This is a genomic window from Amycolatopsis sp. lyj-112 (genome assembly GCF_046549055.1).
Lineage (GTDB): Bacteria > Actinomycetota > Actinomycetes > Mycobacteriales > Pseudonocardiaceae > Amycolatopsis.
Genome location: NZ_JAJPWS010000002.1, coordinates 846,785 through 866,385, shown reverse-complemented (window position 1 = coordinate 866,385; position 19,601 = coordinate 846,785). Strand labels below are relative to the sequence as shown.

Below are 19,601 nucleotides of genomic sequence, written 5' to 3'. Positions count from 1 at the left end.
CATGACCGGCCCGGCCCGCCTTGAGGTGACGGCGTACGAGATCGTCGCCATCGGCTCTTCGGCGGGCGGAGTCAAGGCGCTCTTGGCGATTCTCGGGAGCCTGCCCGCCGATTTCCCGGTGCCGATGGTCGTCGTCCAGCATCTCGACCCCAGACATGACACGCTCCTCGCCGAGATCCTCGACCGCCGGTCGCGTCTGCGGATCAAACTGGCCGAACTCGGCGAAGTCATCGTGCCCGGCGTCGTCTATGTGGCTCCGCCGAACCGTCATCTCCTGGTGAAAACCGGTGGCGAGCTCGATTTGTCGGAGACCGAACAGGTGCGCTTCGTCCGGCCGTCGGCCGACCTGCTCTTCCGGTCCGCCGCCGCCGTTTACGGTCCCGCCGTGCTCGCCTGTGTCCTGACCGGGACCGGTTCCGACGGTGCGGCGGGTGCCGGTGTCGTGAAGTCGCAGGGCGGTACCGTGGTGGCCGAAGATCCGGAAACCGCCGAATTCAAGGGCATGCCACAGGCCGTGGCGAGGGCCGTGGCGGTCGATCTGGTACTCCGGCTGGACGAAATCGCCGGTGCGCTCGTCGGCCTGGTGAAGGGAACAAGAACACTGTGAACGAGCCCGACGGCGAAGTCGAAGACGTTCGCGACCTCGAGGCCCTGCTGACGTTCATCAGGGATTCCCGTGGCTTCGATTTCACCGGCTACAAGAGGGCCTCGCTCGCTCGCCGGATCCGCAGGCGGATGCAGACCATGAAGATCGAGGGGTACGCGGAATACCGGGATTTCCTGGAGATCAATTCCGAGGAGTTCCTCAAACTCTTCAACACCATTCTGATCAATGTCACCAGTTTCTTCCGTGACATCGAAGCCTGGAATCACCTGCAGACGATCGTCGTGCCGGAACTGATCGAAAGGGTCAGCCCCGCCGACGAGATCCGGATCTGGAGCGCCGGATGTTCCAGCGGGGAGGAGGCCTACTCCCTCGCGATCATCTTCGCGGAGCACCTTGGCATCGAGGCGTGCGCCACCCGCATCAAGATCTACGGAACCGATGTCGACGATGAGGCCCTGCGAGAGGCGAGGGCGGGGGTGTACCCCATGAAAGCCCTGGAGCGGCTTCCCGAGGGAATCAAGGAGAAGTACTTCGAGCCGAGCGGTGAGCTGTTCGTCTTCCGCCGTGACCTCCGTCGCCGGGTGATCTTCGGCAGGCATGACATCACCCGCGACGCCTCCATTTCCCGGGTCGACCTGCTCACCTGCCGCAACACCTTGATGTACTTCAACGTCGAGGCGCAGACGAAGATCATCGAGCGCTTCCATTTCGCGCTCAACGAAGGCGGCTACCTGTTCCTTGGGAAAGCCGAGATGCTGCTTTCCGAAGGCGACAGGTTCGACGTCACCAATATGCGGAACCGGGTGTTCAAGCTTCGGTCGGGCGGCGTGATTCCGCCGAAGGCGCCGCGGTTCGACGTGCGGGCGGGCGCGGGGATGCGGGATGCCAACCGAAGGCGGCTCGTGAGCGAACTCGCCTTGGCGTCGTCTCCCGATTCGGTGCTGGGCATCGAACGCGACGGCACGGTCACCCTCATCAACGGCTCGGCGAGGCTGCAGTTCGGGCTCTCCTCACACGATGTGGGCAGGCCGTTCCACGACCTCGAGATCTCCTACCGCCCGATCGAACTCCGGTCGGTGATCGACCAGGCGCACAGTGAGCGCCGCAGCATCCGGATCAATTCCGTGCGGCGGCAGAAGCCCAACGACGAGGGGCAGTACTTCGACATCGTCGTCCGGCCCCTGCTGACCATCGACGGTGACGATATCGGCGCAGCGATCACGTTCATCGACACCACCGAGGCCACCCGCCTCCAGCACGAGGTCAAGCGAGTCCAGGAGGATCTCGCGACGGCCTACGCCGAAGTCCAGTCGACGAACGCGGAACTCGAAACGGTCAACGAGGAACTTCAGTCGAGCATCGAGGAACTCGAGACCACGAACGAGGAACTCCAGTCCACCAACGAGGAACTCGAGACCACCAACGAGGAACTCCAGTCGGGCAACGAAGAACTCGAAACGATGAACGAGGAGATGCGCATCCGCGGCGCGGAACTCGACGAGACGCGTATGTTCCTCGAAGGTGTGCTGTCCAGCGTCGAGGCCGGGGTGGTCGTGCTCGACGGCGATCTCCAGGTGCGCGGCTGGAACCGCGGCGCGGAAGAGCTGTGGGGCCTGCGCGCAGACGAGGTCTACGGGGAGGACTTCTTCTCCCTGGACTTCGGTCTGCTGACGGAAGACCTCCGTCCCTCCGTCGAAACCTGCAACGAGACCGGGCACCGGTCCGGCCGGGTCGAGATCGACGCGATAGACCGCAAGGGCAGGGCGGTCGTGTCCTCGGTCAGCTGTTCGCCGCTGCGCGGGCAGGGCGGCGGAGTCGTGCTGCTGATGGAGAAGCGACCGCGGAACTGATCATCTCCGGCGGCCCGTTTTCATCACGTGCGCCTGGAGCGAGGCCGCCAGAGCGGCCGCCGTCAGGTCGCGGCTGACCAGCTGTCCGGCGACCTCGCTGATCCGCTGGTTGTGTCCGCGTGCGTAGCGGCGCATTAGGAGGAACGCCTCGTCCAAGCCGATCTCCAGCCGGGCGGACACCAGGCCCTTCGCCTGTTCGATGATCACCCTGCTGCTGAGCGCTCCCTGCAGTTGCTCGGAGGTCGCGGTCAGCCCGGCGATCGCCCGGTGGTTGAGCATGCCGATCGTGGCCGCGTCGGCGAGTGCGGTCCCGATCCGTATGTCGGCGTCGGCCAGCGGTGTGGTCTCCGTGGTCAGGATGGTCACCGCGCCGAGTACGTGTTCGCGGCGGCGGAACGGAAACGCGTGCAGGGACCGGAAGCCGAGGGACAGCGCCGCCGGAGCCAGGTGTGGCCACCGGGTCGCCGCCTCGTCGAGGAGCACGTTGACGACCTGCTCGCCGTGGGATTCGGGGCCTTCTTCGGTGAGAAGTCCGCTCAGTGGCGGCATTTCGAGCCGCGCGTCGGTGTTCACCACGATCAGCGGGGCGTTGCCCGTCCCCGACGGCGGAGAGCCGGACCGAGGACGAAGAGATCAGAGGTGAGCTGACAACGCTAGCCCGTCGCGGAACGAAGTGAAACCCGATGCGCTCAGCCGTTCGGGTCTCTTCCTGTGGCGGTATCGCGGCGTACGCTCGGCCTATGAGGGATGGTGCCGACGGTCGATTCGACTCGTCCGCCATGCGTAAGTTCGTCGAGGCCGAAACCGGGCGTGAGGCCCGAGCGGCGGCCGTCGCCCAGCGGCATGAAGGCCTGGTCGACACGGCAGGTGAGCCGATGCGTGCCTTTCACCTGCGGATGGCCGAACTGCACCGGGCGACCGAGCGCCAGCACCGGGCCGCGGCCGAGTTGCACGCCGCCCACGCCGACGCCTTGAGCCTGTGGACGGAAAGGCAGCGGTACACGCGCACTCTCCCGCCGAAGTTCATGGCGGCGGTCGCCACGGCGACCGGCAGCCCGAGTATGGCCATGACCCTGCTCGGCCTGAAGCGGGACGAGGCCGCCGTCGCGGTATCCGACTCGGTCGCCGAAGCGGCTCACGACCTCGAGTACGTCTTCGGTGAAGGCCCGGCCCAGACGGCTCTTGATGCCTCCGGGACGTTGAACGTCTGCGGTGAGGAAGAGCTTTCGCGTCAGTGGCCCCAGTTCGGCCCGGCCCTGTACGGACTCGGGGTCCACGCGGTGGTTTCGGCTCGGCTGGGGAGGCCCGAGGCACCGCTGGGTGCCCTCACCGCCTACCGGCCCGACGCCGCCTCGGACCTCGTGGTGACCAGTTCGGTGGCGACGGTGGCCGGGGCGCTGACAGCCACCGCTCTGGACCTCTCGGTGGCTGTCGACGCCGAGGACGGGTTACCCGCGCATCCGCTGTTCGACGACGTGGATCTCCGCGCCGTGGTGCACCAGGCCACGGGAATGGTCATGACCTTGCAGGAGTGCTCCGCCTCGGACGCGCTGGCCCTCCTCCGCGCGCACGCCTTCGCCCGGAACAAGACAGTCACCGAAGTCGCCGTCGCGATCGTGAACCGGACCGCACGGTTCAGCTGACGTCGTGAGTGATTCGGGTCGTTCTAATGACCCGAATCACTCACGAGTCCCGTGCCACGCGATACCGCCGCCTCCCCGGACGTGACCGGACGGACGACACCTGTGACTGGACGGACGACACGCCCGCGGCCGGGCTTCCACCCCGTGTCGTCCATCTGAACACGCTCGCCGTCCGCCTGGACACGCGTGTCGTCCCTCCAATCACGCGAAACCGCCGCCTGCGCACCGACCAGCAGAACCGCCACCCGACGTAGGCACCTCACGACCCCGAATCACTCACGACCCGCAGGGTGTCGGCGGAACCCGGGTCGTTCGGCGTATAGATCTCGAGCCGGTGATCGGGGCTGTCGGGCTGCAGCCACACCTGATAGTCGACGCTCAGCGTGCCGGCGGTGGGGTGCAGCAGGTGCATGGCCCCGACGGTGCAGTCGGCGACGTCGCCAGTCGCCCACAGCGTCGCGAAGTCGTCGCTGCGCATCGACAGTTCGCCGATGAGCCCGGCCAGCCGGGCGTCCGTGGGATACCGGCCCGCGGTGAGCCGCAGGTAGGCGACGTGGATCCGGGCGAGCTCGGCCCAGTTGCGGTACAGGTCGCGGGTGAGCGGGTCGAGGAAGAACATCCGCGGCACGGACGGGCGCTCCTCGGCGTTCTGCGGCGCGTCGAAGTCGAGGTGTTCGGCCATGAGCGCGTGCCCGGAGTGGTTCCAGGCGAGGACGTCGCCACGCCGCCCGAGGACGAGGGCGGGCATGGCCTCGCCGAGGTTCTCCAGCAGCGCGAGAACGCGGGTGTGCGGCTGCTCCGGGCCCGGGTCGGACAGCCGGGGCATGGCGGGCTGCCGGGCGAGATTGTGCAGGTGGACGGTCTCGACCTGGTCGAGGTTCAGCGCCCGGGCCAGCGCGTCGAGTACCTGCTGGGAGGCCGTCTCGGCCAGGCCCTGCTCCAGACGCGTGTAGTAGCCGGCGCTCACCCCGGCGAGCTGGGCGAGTTCCTCCCGGCGCAGGCCCGGCACACGGCGTGAGGTGCCGTAGGTGCGCAGGCCGATCTCGGCCGGCGTCACCCGGTCACGCCGGCTCTTCAGGTACCCACCGAGACTCTCCACGCCACGAGCCTAAGTTCCCCGCATGGCTCGTGGGTGTACCTGCTGGGTCTACCCACGGCAAGGGGATGGTCGCCTGGCGCGCGGTGCCACACCGTCGACGTCATGACTTCTCGAACGCCCGGCCCGCGCGCCTGGTTCGGCCTCCTCGTGATCCTCTGCCCGGTCCTCCTGGTCTCCATGGACGGATCGATCCTGTTTCTCGCGATGCCCCGCATCGGCCAGGCGCTCACCCCGGGCGCCGACCAGGCGTTGTGGATCCTGGACGTCTACGGATTCGCCGTCGGCTCCCTGCTGATCGCGTTCGGTGCCCTCGGCGACCGGTACGGCAGGCTGAAACTGCTGATGATCGGCGCCACGCTCTTCGGCGTGGCCTCCGCGGGCGCGGCGTTCGCCCCGACTCCGGAACTGCTCATCGCGTTCCGCGCGCTCATGGGTCTGGCGGGCGCGACGCTGCTGCCGTCCGCGCTGGCCGTGCTGAGCGAACTCTTCCCCGACCCGCGGCGACGGGCACGGGCCATCGGCATCTTCGCCGCCGCGTTCGCCGCCGGTTTCGCGATCGGGCCGATCGTCGGCGGTGTCCTGCTGGAGCGGTTCTGGTGGGGCTCGGTGTTCCTGGTCAACCTGCCTGTCATCGCGGTGTTCCTGGTGCTCGCGCCGGTGTTGCTGCGGGAGGTCCGGCCCACCGGCTCGGGCCGCGTCGATGTGCCGAGCGTGGTGCTCTCCGCCGTCGGCCTGCTGCTCTCGATCTACTCCGTCAAGCACGCCGCCGCGGAGGGCCTGTCGTTCATCGCGGTGGCCGCGGGGATCGCCGGAGCCGGTCTGCTGGTGTGGTTCGTCCGGCGTCAGCGGAGTCTCGAACACCCGCTGATCGACTTCTCCCTGTTCCGCGACCGGGTCTTCACGATCGCGATCATCACCGGGCTGCTGCCGCTGGCGGCGTGGTCGGCGGCCGCCTACCTGGCGGGTATCCACCTGCAGTCCGTCCTCGGCCTTCCCGTCCTGCACGCGGCCCTGCTGGCACTGCCCGGGGCGGCCGTCTTGACGGTCATGTGCGTCGTCACCCCGGCGCTGGTCGAGCGCGTCGGCAAGCGCGCGGCGCTGGCCGGATGCCACTTCTCCATCGCCCTCGGCCTGCTGTTGCTGCTCATGACCGGCGTCGACGGCGGGGCAGGCTGGTACATCGCCTCCACGGTGGTCGCCGGTGTCGGCTACGGCATCTCGTTCAGCATCGTGGCCGACACGGCCGTCGCCGCGGTGCCGCCCGAGCGGGCGGGAGCCGCGGGCGCGATCGCCGAGACCAGCAACGAGATCGGCAACGCGCTGGGGATCGCGCTCATGGGCTCACTCGCCGCCCTGGTGTTCCGGCTGAGCGGCCCCGATCTCGCCCCCACCCTCGACGAGACGCTGAACCTCCCCGGCCTGGTGCCCGGAGTCGTGGCGCAGGCAAAGGAGGCCTTCGTCACCGGGCTGCACACCGTGGCCGGGGTGCTGAGCGTGCTGCACCTCGCCCTCGGGGGCCTCGCCCTGCGCTGGCTCTCCTACTCGGAGAAGGCGCTCGTGCCCCAGACGTCCGAGTAGGCGAACTTCGCCAGCGGGACCCGCTCCCGCGGTGCCTTCTCGCGCTCGATCCGCCAGTCCTCTTCGAGCACCGAGGGGTCCGCGGGCGAGCCGACGGCGATGGCGACCTTGGGGATCACGTCGTCGGGGAGCCCGAAGAAGTCCTTGGCCGCCTCGGCCGAGAAGCCGGCCATCTGATGCGCGATCAGGCCGAGATCGACGGCCTGGAGCACGAGGTTCTCGCTCGCCAGCCCCAGCCCGTACTCCGCGTAGGGGACGTCGCCCTTTTCGTTCGTGGTGACCATCACACCGATCAGCAGCAGACCGGCGCGCCGTGCCCACGCGCGGTTACCCGAGTTGAGCGTCGAGAGGATCCGGTCGAACGACGGCGTCCCCCGCAGGCCGACGAGGTAGCGGGCGGGCTGGGTGTTGCCGAACGAGGGCGCCCATCGAGCCGCCTCGAGCAGCGCGCGGAGCTGCTCCTCGGTGACGGTGGCTGACTCGTCGTAGGCGCGCGGGCTCCAGCGTGCGGCCATGATCGACGCGATCGGAGTACTCGTCCGGGCGGGTTTGTGCATTGGCGGACGATAACAAGGGGTGCTCTCCGTCACTAAAGTGAAAGGCCTCCGACTATTTCGTTGGTGTTAAGGAAGATTTACTTCCAGGAGTCCTCGAACTAGTGGTCAGGACCACTTACGAGGGTGGCGAGCGTGCGTGACCCCGGTAGGCTTTCGCCCAAATAAGGGACGCGGGGGCTCCTTTGGTGCCCACCATGGAGCCGCCCGGCCCGTCGAGGAGGTTCGGGCGTGGCCCTCGTGGTCCAGAAGTACGGCGGTTCGTCGCTGGAAAGTGCCGACCGGATCAAACGTGTCGCGGAACGCATCGTCGCCACCAAGAAGGCGGGCAACGACGTGGTCGTCGTCTGCTCCGCCATGGGCGACACGACGGACGAGCTGCTCGACCTGGCACAGCAGGTCAACCCGGCGCCGCCGGAGCGTGAGATGGACATGCTGCTCACCGCGGGTGAACGCATCTCCAACTCGCTCGTCGCCATGGCGATCTCGGCGCAGGGCGCGGAGGCGTGGTCGTTCACCGGTTCGCAGGCCGGTGTCGTGACGACGTCGGTGCACGGCAACGCGCGGATCATCGACGTCAGCCCCAGCCGCGTCACCGAAGCCCTCGACCAGGGCTACATCGCGCTGGTGGCGGGTTTCCAGGGCGTGTCCCAGGACACCAAGGACATCACCACGCTCGGCCGCGGCGGTTCGGACACCACCGCCGTCGCGCTGGCCGCGGCGCTGAACGCCGACGTCTGCGAGATCTATTCCGATGTGGACGGTGTGTACACCGCCGATCCCCGGGTCGTGCCCGACGCCCGCAAGCTCGACACCATCGCCTACGAGGAGATGCTGGAGCTCGCCGCGAGCGGTTCGAAGATCCTGCACCTGCGCTCGGTGGAATACGCGCGCCGCTACGGCGTCCCGATCCGAGTCCGTTCTTCCTACAGTGACAAGCCGGGCACCACGGTGACCGGTTCTATCGAGGAGATCCCCGTGGAACAAGCGTTGATCACCGGTGTGGCGCACGACCGCTCCGAAGCCAAGATCACGGTGACCGGCGTGCCGGACCACGCCGGTGCCGCGGCCAAGATCTTCCGGGTGATCGCCGACAACGAGATCGACATCGACATGGTGCTGCAGAACGTGTCGAGCACTTCCTCCGGCCGGACCGACATCACCTTCACGCTGTCGAAGGCCAACGGGGCGAAAGCCGTGCAGTCGCTGGAAAAGATCAAGGGCGACATCGGTTTCGAGTCGGTCCTCTACGACGACCACGTCGGCAAGGTGTCGCTCGTCGGCGCGGGGATGCGTTCGCACCCCGGTGTCACGGCGACCTTCTGCGAGGCGCTCGCCCAGTCGGGCGTGAACATCGAGATCATCAATACCTCGGAAATCCGGATCTCGGTCCTGATCCGGGACGCGCAGCTCGACGACGCGGTGCGCGCGATCCACGATGCATTCGAACTCGGCGGCGATGAAGAAGCCGTCGTCTACGCGGGGAGTGGGCGCTGATGGCCACGAACGGATTGCGGGTAGGAGTCGTCGGGGCGACCGGCCAGGTCGGTGGCGTGATGCGCCGTCTGCTGGCCGAACGGGGTTTCCCCGTCGCCGAGATGCGGTACTTCGCTTCGGCGCGGTCCGCCGGTTCGAAGCTTCCTTGGCAGGACGAGGAAATCGTTATCGAGGACGCGACGACCGCGGATCCGTCCGGTTTGGACATCGCGCTGTTCTCCGCCGGTGGCTCGACCTCGAAGGCGCAGGCCGAGCGGTTCGCCGCGGCCGGTGCCACGGTGATCGACAACTCTTCCGCGTGGCGGATGGACCCGGACGTCCCGCTGGTGGTCAGCGAGGTCAACCCGGAGGCGATCAAGGAAGCGCGCAAGGGGATCATCGCGAACCCCAACTGCACCACGATGGCCGCGATGCCGGTGCTCAAGCCGCTGCACGCCGAGGCCGGTCTGGTGCGGCTGATCGCCAGCACCTACCAGGCGGTCTCCGGCAGCGGGCTCGCCGGTGTCGAGGAGCTGGAAGGCCAGCTGGCCGCGGCGGCGCCGAACGCGGGCGCGCTGACCCACGACGGTGCGGCGGTGAAGTTCCCCGAGCCGCAGAAGTACGCGCGGCCCATCGCGCACAACGTGCTCCCGCTCGCCGGGTCCATTGTGGACGATGGCGAGTTCGAGACGGACGAAGAGAAGAAGTTCCGCAACGAGAGCCGCAAGATCCTGAGCATCCCGGAGCTTCGGGTGTCGTGCACCTGTGTGCGCGTGCCGGTGTTCTCAGGGCACTCGATCTCGATCAACGCCGAGTTCTCGCAGGCCCTTTCGGTCGCCCGCGCGACCGAACTGCTGACCGGCGCTCCCGGCGTGGAACTTTCGGACATCCCGACCCCGCTGCAGGCCGCCGGCCAGGACCCGTCCTACGTCGGTCGTCTGCGGACGGACCCGGGTGTCGAAGGCGGACGCGGCCTGGCGCTGTTCCTGTCGAACGACAACCTGCGCAAGGGCGCCGCCCTCAACGCCGTCCAGATCGCCGAACTCATCGCCGCGAACTCCTGACACCCGGGCTCCGCGCGTCACGACAGCAAAGTCCGTGAAGGCCTCCTTGAGGGACTCAGAGTCCCTCAAGGAGGCCTTCACGGACCGTCGGGTCCCACGCAATTAGAGGACTACTTGCGTCAGGGTTGGGTGGCGCCGAAGCAGGCCGCGTACCGCGTAGCGAGGAACTCGCCCTTCGCGTCTCCGCTGTAGGCCCACATCCCGCCGTCGGCCCGCGTCCCCAGGTGCCGGAACTGCTCGACGGCCTCGTCGAAGCGCCCGTTCTCCACAAGCGCTTTCGCCGCGTACGCGCGATCTGACCGCGTCGCCGGGTGGTCGCGCCCTTCGCCGTTGAGCCAGGCCACGATTCCGTCGAGTGCGCCGGCGACGCGAGGATCACGCCAGACGGGCACGTCCCGGTGCTCGGATTCGTGCGCGGCGATCAGCAGCAGCGGAGCCAGCTTCGGCGATTTCGCCGCGGCGGTCCCGGCGAACTCCCACATCAGCTCGTCCGAGCCGAACCACTTCGGGCACCAGTACTGCAGCGCCCGGGTGTGCGCCCCGCGGTGCTGCGGGTCGCGCGCGGCGAGTTCCGCCCAGATCTCGCGGTACTGGTCGTTCTCGTACTGCCGCCCCATCGCGATCGCGAGCGCGGTCACCCACGGCGTCGGGTCCTGGGGAGCGAGCGCGGACGCCTCACGCACGGCTTCTTCCGCCTGTTCGAGGACCCGGAAGAACGCGGCGAACTGCTCCTCGGTGACGTGTTTCGCCTGGAGCCCGCTGCGCACCTCCCACGCCACGTGCACCAGCGATTCGGCGTTGACGAGCGCCGCGCCCGGGTCGCCGGGGCGGGCCTTGCGCCACGCCCGCAGCCAGCCGTCTTCGTTCGCGGCCGCTTCGCCGAGCGCACCGTTCACCGTGCTGCGCCGGTCCCAGTTCCCCCAGGTCGACGCCAGCAGCGCCGCGGCGCCTTCCCACTCGCCGCGGGCGGTCGACTCCTGAACGGCCAGGACTTCCCGGTCCGTCCAGTAGCTCTCGGTCGACACCTCGCCGTCGGCGGGAAGACCCCACCGCGTGACGTCCGGGATCTTGCCCTTGAACTTGGACTTCTCCGGCGGCAGCATCGCGGCGAGCTCTTCCGGCGTCATCACGTCGGTGAGTTCGTCGACGCTGATGCCGCGTCGCTTCGCCTCCTTCATCAGGGCGAAGACGGCCTTCCGTTCACGGGATTTGAGCAGCCAAAGCATGAGAACTCCTAGTTTCGAACAAGAGTGGGAGACGGCCGGTAGCCGGTGGACACCCCGGCGGCCGTCAGCAGCGCGCGCAGCGGCGCGGTGTCGGATTCGGCCGAGGTGGCCTTGTCGAGCGCCGGCGAAAGCCGGTCCTTGAACGGCTCGTCCAGGGTGAACGGCGCCGGCCCGGACCAGGACAGCGACCACCGCGCCACCCCGACGTCGGTGAGCGCCGCGTAGACCACGACACCCAGCCGGCGGCGCACGGAGACGGCGGCGAACTCGCGCCGGGCACGGGCACCCGCTCCGGCGGGCGGCTGCTCGTCGGTGTCGGAGGGGTCGGCGAGCTCTTCGTGCCTGCCCGCGTCGAGCAGGTCGAGGGCCATGTCGAGGGTGCGTTCGCCGAGGATCTCGGCGGCCGCGCCGGACGCGACGTGACGGCGGCCGATCGCGACCAGCGATTCCCAGTCGGTCCGTCGCTTCGTGTGCGCCTCGTCGGAGAACACGGTGAACAACGCCTCGTCGAGCATCTTCTCGGCGCCGGTCAGCAACTCGGTCGCGGGACCTCCGCCGCCTTGACGGACCGGCACCCGCGGGGCGGCATCGAGCTTCGCGACGCGGTCCTGGGTGGCCGGGTGCGTGTCCCAGCGCGAGGTCGGCTCGTCCGACGGGTTCTGCCGCATCTCCTCCATCTGCCCGGCCCTGGTCGGGTCGGTGAGCAGCGCTCGGTAGCCCTCGCCGAACCGGTCGGGGAGGTAGCCCGCGTCCCAGCCCACAGCCGCGTAGTTGTTCATGAAGAACCGCCAGGTGACGGCCAGCGCTTCGATCTCACGCAGCGCCGAGGTCGCCGCTTCGGTACCGGCGAGACGCGCCGAAACCGTGTCGGCGGCGATTTCCTGAGCACGGCAGACACTCATCGAGACGGCGAAATACAGCTTCGCGTACAGCCCGAAAAGCCAGCCGACGAAGCGTTCGAAGTAGCCGTCGCGGCCGAGGCCGCTGACCACTCGCGCGATGGACTTGCGCCCGCGATAGGTCAGTGCGGAGAAGCGGGTGTCCTTGTTGCTGTAGTGCCCCAGTTCGTGGGCCAGCACCGCGCGGAACTGGTCCTGGCGCAGGCCCATGATCAGCGGGACGCCGATGACCATCCGGCGGCGCAGCACCCGCAGCCCGAGCCATGAGGTCCGCTCGGCGACCGCGGCGTTGACGTCCGCGTCGAGGTAGATCTCGTCCGGCGGCCTGGTGCCCGCCTCGTCCGCCAGTTCACGGACCAGCGCCCAGAGCGCGGGCTGGTTCTCCGGTGTCACCGCGACACCGGGTACGTCGTCATCGGTCGCCCGCTCGACCGTGAGCAGGGTCTTGAGCAGGATCCACCCGACCGGAACGGTGATGATGCCGAGCTTCACCGCCGCGAAGATGTTGTGCTGCAACGCCAGCACCTCGAGCGCCACGATCCCGCCCACGAACGCCAGCACGAGCAGCGGGAACCCGGCCAGCAGGACGGCAGCGAGCAGCCCACGAAAAGACTTCACTGTGAAACGGACCTTCCCCAGAGTTGGTGTACCCCCGACACCGAGCGCTCATTGTGCCCGAACCACCCGCCGCGACCGATCACTTTTCGAATACGATCGAAGGCATCGCGATGAACATCACCTCACGGACGATGGTCGCGTGTGGACTGTCCATTGTGGATAGCGGTAATTCCCTTGTCCGGAGTTGTCGCCGGGTGCATGCTCAGTGACGGCATAACGTAGTCCACGAAAGGGAAAGTCATGTACACGGCGGTCGAAGGCGCACGGGTTCCGATCCGGATGTGGGCAGACCCCGCATCGGTCGAGGATCAAGCCATGCGACAGCTGCACAACGTCGCCAACCTGCCGTGGGTGCACGGCGTCGCGGTCATGCCCGACGTCCACTACGGCAAGGGCGCGACCGTCGGCAGCGTGATCGCCATGCGTGACGCCGTCTCCCCGGCCGCCGTCGGCGTGGACATCGGCTGCGGGATGAGCGCGGTACGGACCTCGCTCACCGCCGCCGACCTGCCCGACGACCTGCTGAAGCTGCGCCGCCGGATCGAATCGGCCGTACCGGTCGGTTTCGGCCTGCACAAGACGCCGGTGAACCCGGCGAAGGTGCACGGTGTCGGTGGCTGGGACGCCTTCTGGAAGTCCTTCGGCGACCTGCACACCGGTGTCCAGGAATTGCACGACCGCGCGGCGCGCCAGATCGGGAGCCTCGGTGGCGGTAACCACTTCATCGAGGTCTGCCTCGAACAGGGCGGCGAAGACGAAGGCCGCGTCTGGCTGATGCTGCACTCGGGTTCGCGCAACATCGGCAAGGAACTCGCGGAACGCCATATGGCCGTCGCGCGGAAGCTGCCGCACAACGCGGACCTGCCGGATCCGGACCTCGCGGTGTTCGTCGCGGGCACGCCGGAAATGCAGGCGTACCGGCGAGACCTGTTCTGGGCGCAGGACTACGCGGCGCGTAACCGTGCCACGATGGTCGCGCTGGTGAAGCAGGCGCTCAAGGACGTCGTCCCGCAGACCACGTTCGGCGACGCGATCTCCTGCCACCACAACTACGTCGCCGAAGAGACCTACGACGACGTCGAACTGCTGGTGACCCGGAAGGGCGCGATCCGGGCGGGTTCGGGCGACCTCGGGATCATCCCGGGGAGCATGGGGACCGGTTCGTACATCGTGCGCGGGCTCGGGAACTCCGCGTCGTTCCAGTCCGCGTCGCACGGTGCGGGCCGCCGGATGTCGCGGAACAAGGCCAAGAAGCTGTTCACCGCCGACGACCTCGCCGCGCAGACCGCCGGCGTGGAATGCCGCAAGGACTCCGGTGTGGTGGACGAGATCCCGGCCGCGTACAAGGACATCGAAACGGTCATCAAGGCGCAGACCGACCTCGTCGAGGTGGTCGCTCATCTCAAGCAGGTCGTTTGTGTGAAGGGGTGATTCGGGGGTGGTGTGCCGGGGGAACCCGACATACCACCCGCGAAATCGCTACCCTGGATTTCATGAAGAGGTTGGGAATCGCGGCGCTGCTGGCGGCCGCCGGGCTGACGCTGGCGGGCTGCAGCGAGATCACGAACGCCGTCGACCAGACGGACAAGGCCGCGACCAAGGTCGGTGCGTGCGCCGAGGCACTCAGCCTCGTCGACCTCAACCCGGACCCGGCCACGCTCAAGGAGCGGGCCGCGGACAAGGAGAAGCGGCTGCGCGAGCTGGCGACCAGCGTCGGCGAGCAGAACGTGGCGGGCGCGCTCACCGGCATGGCCGACTCGTACCTGCAGGTCCAGAAGGAGAACATCAACGACGCGGGCAAGATCGCGGACTGGACCAAGCGCAACATCGACCGGGTCGACGCCCTCCGCAAGGTCTGCGCCTAACGCGTTTAGTCCTCTAGTTGCGCTAGATGCACACGCATTGACCGCAACTAGAGGACGAACGCATTCGGTCAGGACACCAGGGCCGGGACGCGCTCAGGGGTCCGCGACCGGCGCCAGAACAGGCCGATCGACGCGATCGCCAGCGCCCCCAGCCCGGAAGCGGCGAAACCCCAGCCCGGGCTCGAATGGTCGATGACGAACCCGATGATCGGGCTCCCGATCGCCAGCCCGATCCGCGAGGCCGCGTCCAGCAGGCCCATCGCCTCGCCCCGCACCCTCGCCGGAGCCGCGGCGCTGACCGTCTCGGTGCTCGCCGCGAGCGTCGGCGCGCACAGCAGGTTGCTGGGGAACAGCACGATCGCCAGCAGCCACCACGGCTGGTCGACCAGGCCGACCGGCAAGGTGAGCACCGCGAGCAGCACCATCAGCGCGCCCTGCGAGAGTGACCGTCGTACCGCGCCGTGGATCGCCCCGCCGATGACCGACGCGATGCACATCAACGTGATCAGCAGGCCGGACCAGGCGATGTCGCCACTCGCCCGCACCGTCGCCAGCGCCGCGAGTTCCATCCCGACCAGGCAGAACAACGCGCCCGCGCCGATGAACATCGCCATCACGAGCCGTCCGGTCAGCCAGCTCCGCACCTTCGGCCGCTCGCCGGTGAACACCTCGGTGTCGGCCTCGGCGCGGATCGGCGGGTTCGACCAGTAGATCAGCGTCGCGGACACCGCGAAGCAGACACCGATACCCGTGAGCGCGTAGACCGCGGGCAGCTGGGTGATCGCCATGATCCCGGCCGACGGCCCGATCATGAACGACGCCTCCACCAGGATGGTGTCCAGCGAGTACGCCGCCCGCCGTTGCTCCACCGGGACCAGCGCGGTGAGCACCAGCCGCGCGAGCGTGCCGGCCGGTACCGAGAGGATCCCGGCCGGGAGCGCGACCACCACGAGCGTCGCGTACGAGAGATGTGGCGAGCTGATCCAGAACGCCGTCGAGCCCAGTCCGCAGATCGCGACCACCGGCCGCAGCCCGTACCGGTCGACGAACCGGCCGACCAGCGGAGCGCCGAACGCGCTGCCGAGCGTGGTGGCGGCCCCGATCAGCCCGGCGGCGCCGTAGCCGCGGCCGAGGTCGTTGACCACGTACAGCGTCATCGTCACGCCCATGGCCGTCATCGGCAGCCGCGCCAGGAACATCAGCAGCATCGAGCCGCGGACTCCGGGCACGGCTAAGACGCGACGGTACGGAGCGAGGGCCATACCCCGATGAGAGCGCAACGTGGTACGCCCGTGCAACTTTATTTCCGGCGCGGGGCGTCACCCGACGCGGGGTCTTTCTTGACTCATTCCAGATAAGAGGGGAGGGTGGGTGTACCACCACGAAACAGGAGGCACCGGCGTGACCTTGCCGACCACGAACAACGTGGGCATCCCCGTCGCGAGCGACAACGACTCGCTGACGCTGGGGGCCAATGGCCCGATCCTGCTCCAGGACCACTACCTGATCGAGAAGAACGCCCAGTTCAACCGCGAGCGCGTGCCCGAGCGCGTCGTCCACGCCAAGGGCGGCGGCGCCTTCGGCTTCCTCGAGGTCACCGAGGACGTCAGCCAGTTCACGAAGGCCGCGCTGTTCCAGCCTGGCGTGCGCACCGAGAGCGTCGCCCGCTTCTCGTCCGTCGCCGGTGAGCACGGTTCGCCCGACACCTGGCGCGACCCGCGCGGTTTCGCGGTGAAGTTCTACACCAGCGAGGGCAACTACGACCTCGTCGGCAACAACACCCCGGTGTTCTTCATCCGCGACCCGATCAAGTTCCCGGACTTCATCCACTCGCAGAAGCGGCGCGCCGACAACCACCTGCGCGACCACGACATCCAGTGGGATTTCTGGACGCTGCGCCCGGAGTCGGCGCACCAGGTCACCTGGCTGATGGGCGACCGCGGTATCCCGTCGAACTGGCGCGAGATGAACGGCTACGGCTCGCACACCTACCTGTGGGAGAACGCAGGCGGCGAGAAGTTCTGGGTGAAGTACCACTTCAAGACCGACCAGGGCATCGGCTACCTGCCCCAGGCCGACGCGGACCGCATCGCCGGCGAGGACTCGGACTTCTACATCCGCGACCTGTTCAAGAACATCGAAAAGGGCAACCACCCCAGCTGGACGCTGCACGTCCAGGTGATGCCCTACACCGACGCCGCGGACTACCGCTTCAACCCGTTCGACCTGACCAAGGTGTGGCCCCAGGCCGACTACCCGCTCATCAAGGTCGGCCGCTGGGTGCTCGACCGGAACGCGGCGAACTACTTCGCGGAGATCGAGCAGGCCGCGTTCGAGCCGTCGAACCTGGTGCCGGGTATCGGCCCGTCGCCGGACAAGATGCTGCAGGGCCGCCTGTTCGCCTACCCGGACGCGCACCGCTACCGGATCGGCGCGAACTACACCCAGCTGCCGGTCAACGCGCCGAAGTCGCCGGTGAACAGCTACTCGCGCGACGGTGCGATGCGCTTCAGCAACCCGGGGAACCCGGTGTACGCGCCGAACTCCTTCGGCGGGCCGCACGCGAACGCGGAGATCGCCGCCGAGACCACGTCGGGCTACGGCGTCGAGGACGAGGTCATCCGGTCGGCGTACAAGCTGCACGCGGAGGACGACGACTTCGGCCAGCCGGGGACGCTGGTCCGCGACGTGCTGGACGACGAGCAGCGTGAGCGGCTCGCGAACAACATCATCGGCCACGCCTCCAACGACGTCTCGCGGCCCGTGCTCGAGCGCGTCTTCGAGTACTGGCGGAACGTCGACAAGGACCTCGGCGACAAGGTCGCGGACGCCTTCCCCAGGTAGACGTCTCTTTCTCCAGAGGCTGCTCCCACCACGAACGCACCCGGTGCGCGCCATCCCGGCGCACCGGGTGCGTTCCATGTCTCCACTCGCATGTGAAACGAGTTGCGCCATACAGGTGGCGGGGTGTGAGTGGGGGACAACCCGAGTGGAGCAGTGGCGACACGCGGTCCAACGGAGTGATGAAGGCGAAGAATCACCGGTTACACCGGTGTGAGTGAACGAACCGTCCTACCGTGTCCCTCGGTCACCCCCGGTCATAAAAAGAATCGATAATGATGATCTTCAGGGGGAAGGACAAGATTTCGACGTTAATCAATTGCGAGGGTCTTCCGGCAGAATGGATCCGGCACGTAAGGGTTAGAAATCTGTTCCAATCGGTGATCGGGTGGTGTTCGGCCGATACGGCGGGTATCGATTTACCTCGTCAGGTCTCAGAGGCCAGGAGGTAAGGGAATGAAAGGCAACATTGCCCGGACGATTGCCGCGGTCGCCGCAGGCAGTCTGTTGGCGGTGGCCTCAGCCGGCGCCGCAACGGCTAGCACCGAGGGTGGGAAGGGGTCGTCGAGTACACAGGCACTGGCTGCGCAGGTGCTGCAGATGCGAGATGGCCTGACCAAGGTGGCCTACGCCGGCGATGTCGGTCGCACGCGGGCTGACTTGGACAAGCTGAGCCCTGTGCTCGGGGACATCGCCGCCGGCAAGCGCTATCAGATCCAGACCGAAACCCAGAAGCTGGGCGACCTGGCCAAGGGCCGCTCCGACGAGTCCAGCAGGCTGCTGGCCGACCCGACGGCGAAGGCGCGGCAACTCCCGCCTCTGCCGTTGCCGATCCCCTCGCTCCCGGACCTGCCCGGACCGTTGAAGATCGTCAGTGACCTGGTGAAAGCCCTGTTGGCGGCCGTGACCGGCATCCTCGGCGGACTGCTCGGCGGGCTGCCCGTGCCGCCGCTGCCCCTGCCGCCGGTGCCACTGCCCACGCCCTAGACCGCGGGAGTCGCGAGTCCTGTATTCGTCTGGTTCCGCCGTGCAGGGCGGCGGGCCACAATATGGGGGCCGGAGCCCGAGTGGGGACATTTCTCCTCACTCGGGCTTTGGCCGTCACCGGGGTGCGAGGCCCAGCCGCAAGGCGCCCGCGGCTTCGGCGGTGGCTTCACGGAACCGCTGCCCGACACCCAGGAAATTGATGTATCCGTGGATCAGGTCCGGCTGGCGGCTGAGCGCGACCGGCACACCGGCCTTCCGCAATTTCTCCGCATAAGCCTCACCCTCATCGCGCAACGGGTCGAAACCGGCCGTCGCGATATATGCCGGAGGCAATCCGGAAACGTCGCCGTGCAGCGGCGAAAGTTTCGGGTTGTACAGATCGGTACCCTTCGGCACGTAATGCGCTTCGAACCAGCTCATGTCCGAGTCGGTCAGGAACAGGTCTTCGGCGAACAATTCTCGGGAACGGCGGCGCACGGTGAAATCGGTCGCCGGATAGAACAGCAGCTGGAACGCCGGGACCCCGGTGCCGCGTTTCACCGCCTGCTGCGCCGTCACCGCCGCCAGGTTGCCGCCCGCGCTGTCGCCGCCGACGGCGATGCGAGCCGGGTCGGCGCCCAGGTCCCGCGCCTTCGCGTAGGCGTACTCGAACGCTGTGATCGCGTCTTCGGTCGCAGCCGGGAACGGCACCTCGGGAGCGAGCCGGTACTCCACCGAAAGAACTCGCACGCCCGCCTGTTTCGCCAGGTAGCGAACGGTGTTGTCGTGGGATTCGCGGCTCCCGACCACCCAGCCGCCGCCGTGGAAGAACACCAGAAGCCCGGACGGATCCGGCAGCCCGGCCGGCGTGTAGAGCGTCGCGGGGAGGTCGCCGTCACCGGTCGGGATGATCACTTCCCGGGTGGCTACCGGTTCGATGGTCTTGCCGCTGACCAGGTGACGGCTCGCCAAAAGCAGGCTGCGCGACTCCTCGACGGTGCCCCGCACCAGGCTGGCCTTCGCCAGCTTCTGCAGGCGCAGCAGGAGCTGGGCGTCGAGGGCGAGTTCCTGTCCGTCCAGACGGAGCGGCGGTCCGGCGATGGCCCTTCTGACCGGCCTCGGGAGCCAGAACGCGAGCTGCGAAAACGCGGCCTCGGCACGGATCTGGAGCGGTATCGCCATGCTTCCTCCTGGGGGGCTTCTCGTCAGGTTACTTACGAGTAGGTAGCCCGTCCAGTCGTGACCAGCACACTTGCGACGAACGGGTGTGACGCAGACCTCGGTTCCAGATCGTGGTTCTCCACTTAAGTAGAGG

At 67.9% G+C, this 19,601-nt stretch carries 17 protein-coding genes; 10 read left to right on the top strand and 7 right to left on the bottom strand.

What is annotated here, in order from left to right:
* Position 1: 1 nt before the first annotated feature.
* Positions 2-607, top strand: a complete 606-nt coding sequence (locus ACLJRL_RS10945; protein WP_410655972.1) for a chemotaxis protein CheB — start codon at positions 2-4, stop codon at positions 605-607.
* Complete coding sequence (locus ACLJRL_RS10940; protein WP_410655971.1) at positions 604-2,457, top strand: CheR family methyltransferase; 1,854 nt, start codon at positions 604-606, stop codon at positions 2,455-2,457. The genes ACLJRL_RS10945 and ACLJRL_RS10940 overlap by 4 nt, the downstream gene beginning before the upstream one ends.
* On the opposite strand, the gene ACLJRL_RS10935 is transcribed toward ACLJRL_RS10940, so the two are convergent.
* Positions 2,458-3,030: an ANTAR domain-containing protein gene (locus ACLJRL_RS10935; protein ID WP_410655970.1), complete on the bottom strand. Its 573-nt coding sequence runs from the start codon at positions 3,028-3,030 to the stop codon at positions 2,458-2,460.
* A gap of 206 nt (positions 3,031-3,236) precedes the next feature.
* Between ACLJRL_RS10935 and ACLJRL_RS10930 the strand changes: the two genes are divergently transcribed.
* Positions 3,237-4,100: an ANTAR domain-containing protein gene (locus ACLJRL_RS10930; protein WP_410655969.1), complete on the top strand. Its 864-nt coding sequence runs from the start codon at positions 3,237-3,239 to the stop codon at positions 4,098-4,100.
* 259 nt (positions 4,101-4,359) lie between these two features.
* Here the strand turns inward: ACLJRL_RS10930 and ACLJRL_RS10925 are convergent, their stop codons facing one another.
* Positions 4,360-5,199: a helix-turn-helix transcriptional regulator gene (locus ACLJRL_RS10925; RefSeq protein ID WP_410655968.1), complete on the bottom strand. Its 840-nt coding sequence runs from the start codon at positions 5,197-5,199 to the stop codon at positions 4,360-4,362.
* A 102-nt stretch (positions 5,200-5,301) separates the two neighbouring features.
* Here ACLJRL_RS10925 and ACLJRL_RS10920 point away from each other — a divergent pair, with 102 nt between their 5' ends.
* Positions 5,302-6,777, top strand: a complete 1,476-nt coding sequence (locus ACLJRL_RS10920) for an MFS transporter (protein ID WP_410655967.1) — start codon at positions 5,302-5,304, stop codon at positions 6,775-6,777.
* Here the strand turns inward: ACLJRL_RS10920 and ACLJRL_RS10915 are convergent.
* Positions 6,738-7,334, bottom strand: a complete 597-nt coding sequence (locus tag ACLJRL_RS10915; RefSeq protein WP_410655966.1) for a nitroreductase family protein — start codon at positions 7,332-7,334, stop codon at positions 6,738-6,740. The two genes, ACLJRL_RS10920 and ACLJRL_RS10915, sit on opposite strands and share 40 nt — an antisense overlap.
* Before the next feature lie 228 nt (positions 7,335-7,562).
* Here ACLJRL_RS10915 and ACLJRL_RS10910 point away from each other — a divergent pair, with 228 nt between their 5' ends.
* Together ACLJRL_RS10910 and ACLJRL_RS10905 are read left to right on the top strand one after the other, a co-directional pair.
* Complete coding sequence (locus tag ACLJRL_RS10910) at positions 7,563-8,828, top strand: aspartate kinase (protein ID WP_410655965.1); 1,266 nt, start codon at positions 7,563-7,565, stop codon at positions 8,826-8,828.
* Positions 8,828-9,871 (top strand): aspartate-semialdehyde dehydrogenase, encoded by a 1,044-nt coding sequence (locus ACLJRL_RS10905; protein ID WP_410655964.1) that lies wholly within the window; start codon positions 8,828-8,830, stop codon positions 9,869-9,871. Before ACLJRL_RS10910 ends, ACLJRL_RS10905 begins: the two co-directional genes overlap by 1 nt.
* 119 nt (positions 9,872-9,990) lie before the next feature.
* Here ACLJRL_RS10905 and ACLJRL_RS10900 read toward each other — a convergent pair whose 3' ends face one another.
* Together ACLJRL_RS10900 and ACLJRL_RS10895 are read right to left on the bottom strand one after the other, a co-directional pair.
* A complete protein-coding gene (locus ACLJRL_RS10900) occupies positions 9,991-11,097 on the bottom strand; it encodes a DUF4034 domain-containing protein (protein WP_410655963.1) in 1,107 nt (368 codons plus the stop codon).
* A gap of 8 nt (positions 11,098-11,105) precedes the next feature.
* The gene (locus ACLJRL_RS10895; protein ID WP_410655962.1) at positions 11,106-12,614 is read right to left on the bottom strand and encodes a M48 family metallopeptidase; all 1,509 of its coding nucleotides are present in this window, start codon (positions 12,612-12,614) and stop codon (positions 11,106-11,108) included.
* Positions 12,615-12,854: 240 nt separating this feature from the next.
* Between ACLJRL_RS10895 and ACLJRL_RS10890 the strand changes: the two genes are divergently transcribed.
* Together ACLJRL_RS10890 and ACLJRL_RS10885 are read left to right on the top strand one after the other, a co-directional pair.
* Positions 12,855-14,045: an RtcB family protein gene (locus tag ACLJRL_RS10890; protein WP_410655961.1), complete on the top strand. Its 1,191-nt coding sequence runs from the start codon at positions 12,855-12,857 to the stop codon at positions 14,043-14,045.
* Positions 14,046-14,107: 62 nt separating this feature from the next.
* Positions 14,108-14,479: a hypothetical protein gene (locus ACLJRL_RS10885; RefSeq protein WP_410655960.1), complete on the top strand. Its 372-nt coding sequence runs from the start codon at positions 14,108-14,110 to the stop codon at positions 14,477-14,479.
* A gap of 68 nt (positions 14,480-14,547) precedes the next feature.
* Here the strand turns inward: ACLJRL_RS10885 and ACLJRL_RS10880 are convergent, their stop codons facing one another.
* Entirely contained in the window at positions 14,548-15,687 is a 1,140-nt protein-coding gene (locus ACLJRL_RS10880; protein ID WP_410656171.1) for an MFS transporter, read from the bottom strand.
* Positions 15,688-15,880: 193 nt separating this feature from the next.
* Between ACLJRL_RS10880 and ACLJRL_RS10875 the strand changes: the two genes are divergently transcribed.
* Positions 15,881-17,323, top strand: a complete 1,443-nt coding sequence (locus tag ACLJRL_RS10875; RefSeq protein WP_410655959.1) for a catalase — start codon at positions 15,881-15,883, stop codon at positions 17,321-17,323.
* 453 nt (positions 17,324-17,776) lie between these two features.
* Positions 17,777-18,307: a hypothetical protein gene (locus tag ACLJRL_RS10870; protein ID WP_410655958.1), complete on the top strand. Its 531-nt coding sequence runs from the start codon at positions 17,777-17,779 to the stop codon at positions 18,305-18,307.
* A gap of 114 nt (positions 18,308-18,421) precedes the next feature.
* Here ACLJRL_RS10870 and ACLJRL_RS10865 read toward each other — a convergent pair whose 3' ends face one another.
* Entirely contained in the window at positions 18,422-19,468 is a 1,047-nt protein-coding gene (locus ACLJRL_RS10865; protein ID WP_410655957.1) for an alpha/beta hydrolase, read from the bottom strand.
* Positions 19,469-19,601: the final 133 nt, after the last annotated feature.

What these genes read in the sequence shown, in the direction of transcription:
- ACLJRL_RS10880 (WP_410656171.1), bottom strand. Translation starts at nt 15,687, where the DNA reads ATGCTGCTGATGTTCCTGGCGCGGCTGCCGATGACGGCCATGGGCGTG.
- ACLJRL_RS10920 (WP_410655967.1), top strand. Translation starts at nt 5,302, where the DNA reads ATGACTTCTCGAACGCCCGGCCCGCGCGCCTGGTTCGGCCTCCTCGTG.
- ACLJRL_RS10870 (WP_410655958.1), top strand. Translation starts at nt 17,777, where the DNA reads ATGAAAGGCAACATTGCCCGGACGATTGCCGCGGTCGCCGCAGGCAGT.
- ACLJRL_RS10865 (WP_410655957.1), bottom strand. Translation starts at nt 19,468, where the DNA reads ATGGCGATACCGCTCCAGATCCGTGCCGAGGCCGCGTTTTCGCAGCTC.
- ACLJRL_RS10890 (WP_410655961.1), top strand. Translation starts at nt 12,855, where the DNA reads ATGTACACGGCGGTCGAAGGCGCACGGGTTCCGATCCGGATGTGGGCA.
- ACLJRL_RS10885 (WP_410655960.1), top strand. Translation starts at nt 14,108, where the DNA reads ATGAAGAGGTTGGGAATCGCGGCGCTGCTGGCGGCCGCCGGGCTGACG.
- ACLJRL_RS10905 (WP_410655964.1), top strand. Translation starts at nt 8,828, where the DNA reads ATGGCCACGAACGGATTGCGGGTAGGAGTCGTCGGGGCGACCGGCCAG.
- ACLJRL_RS10930 (WP_410655969.1), top strand. Translation starts at nt 3,237, where the DNA reads ATGCGTAAGTTCGTCGAGGCCGAAACCGGGCGTGAGGCCCGAGCGGCG.
- ACLJRL_RS10945 (WP_410655972.1), top strand. Translation starts at nt 2, where the DNA reads ATGACCGGCCCGGCCCGCCTTGAGGTGACGGCGTACGAGATCGTCGCC.
- ACLJRL_RS10900 (WP_410655963.1), bottom strand. Translation starts at nt 11,097, where the DNA reads ATGCTTTGGCTGCTCAAATCCCGTGAACGGAAGGCCGTCTTCGCCCTG.
- ACLJRL_RS10915 (WP_410655966.1), bottom strand. Translation starts at nt 7,334, where the DNA reads ATGCACAAACCCGCCCGGACGAGTACTCCGATCGCGTCGATCATGGCC.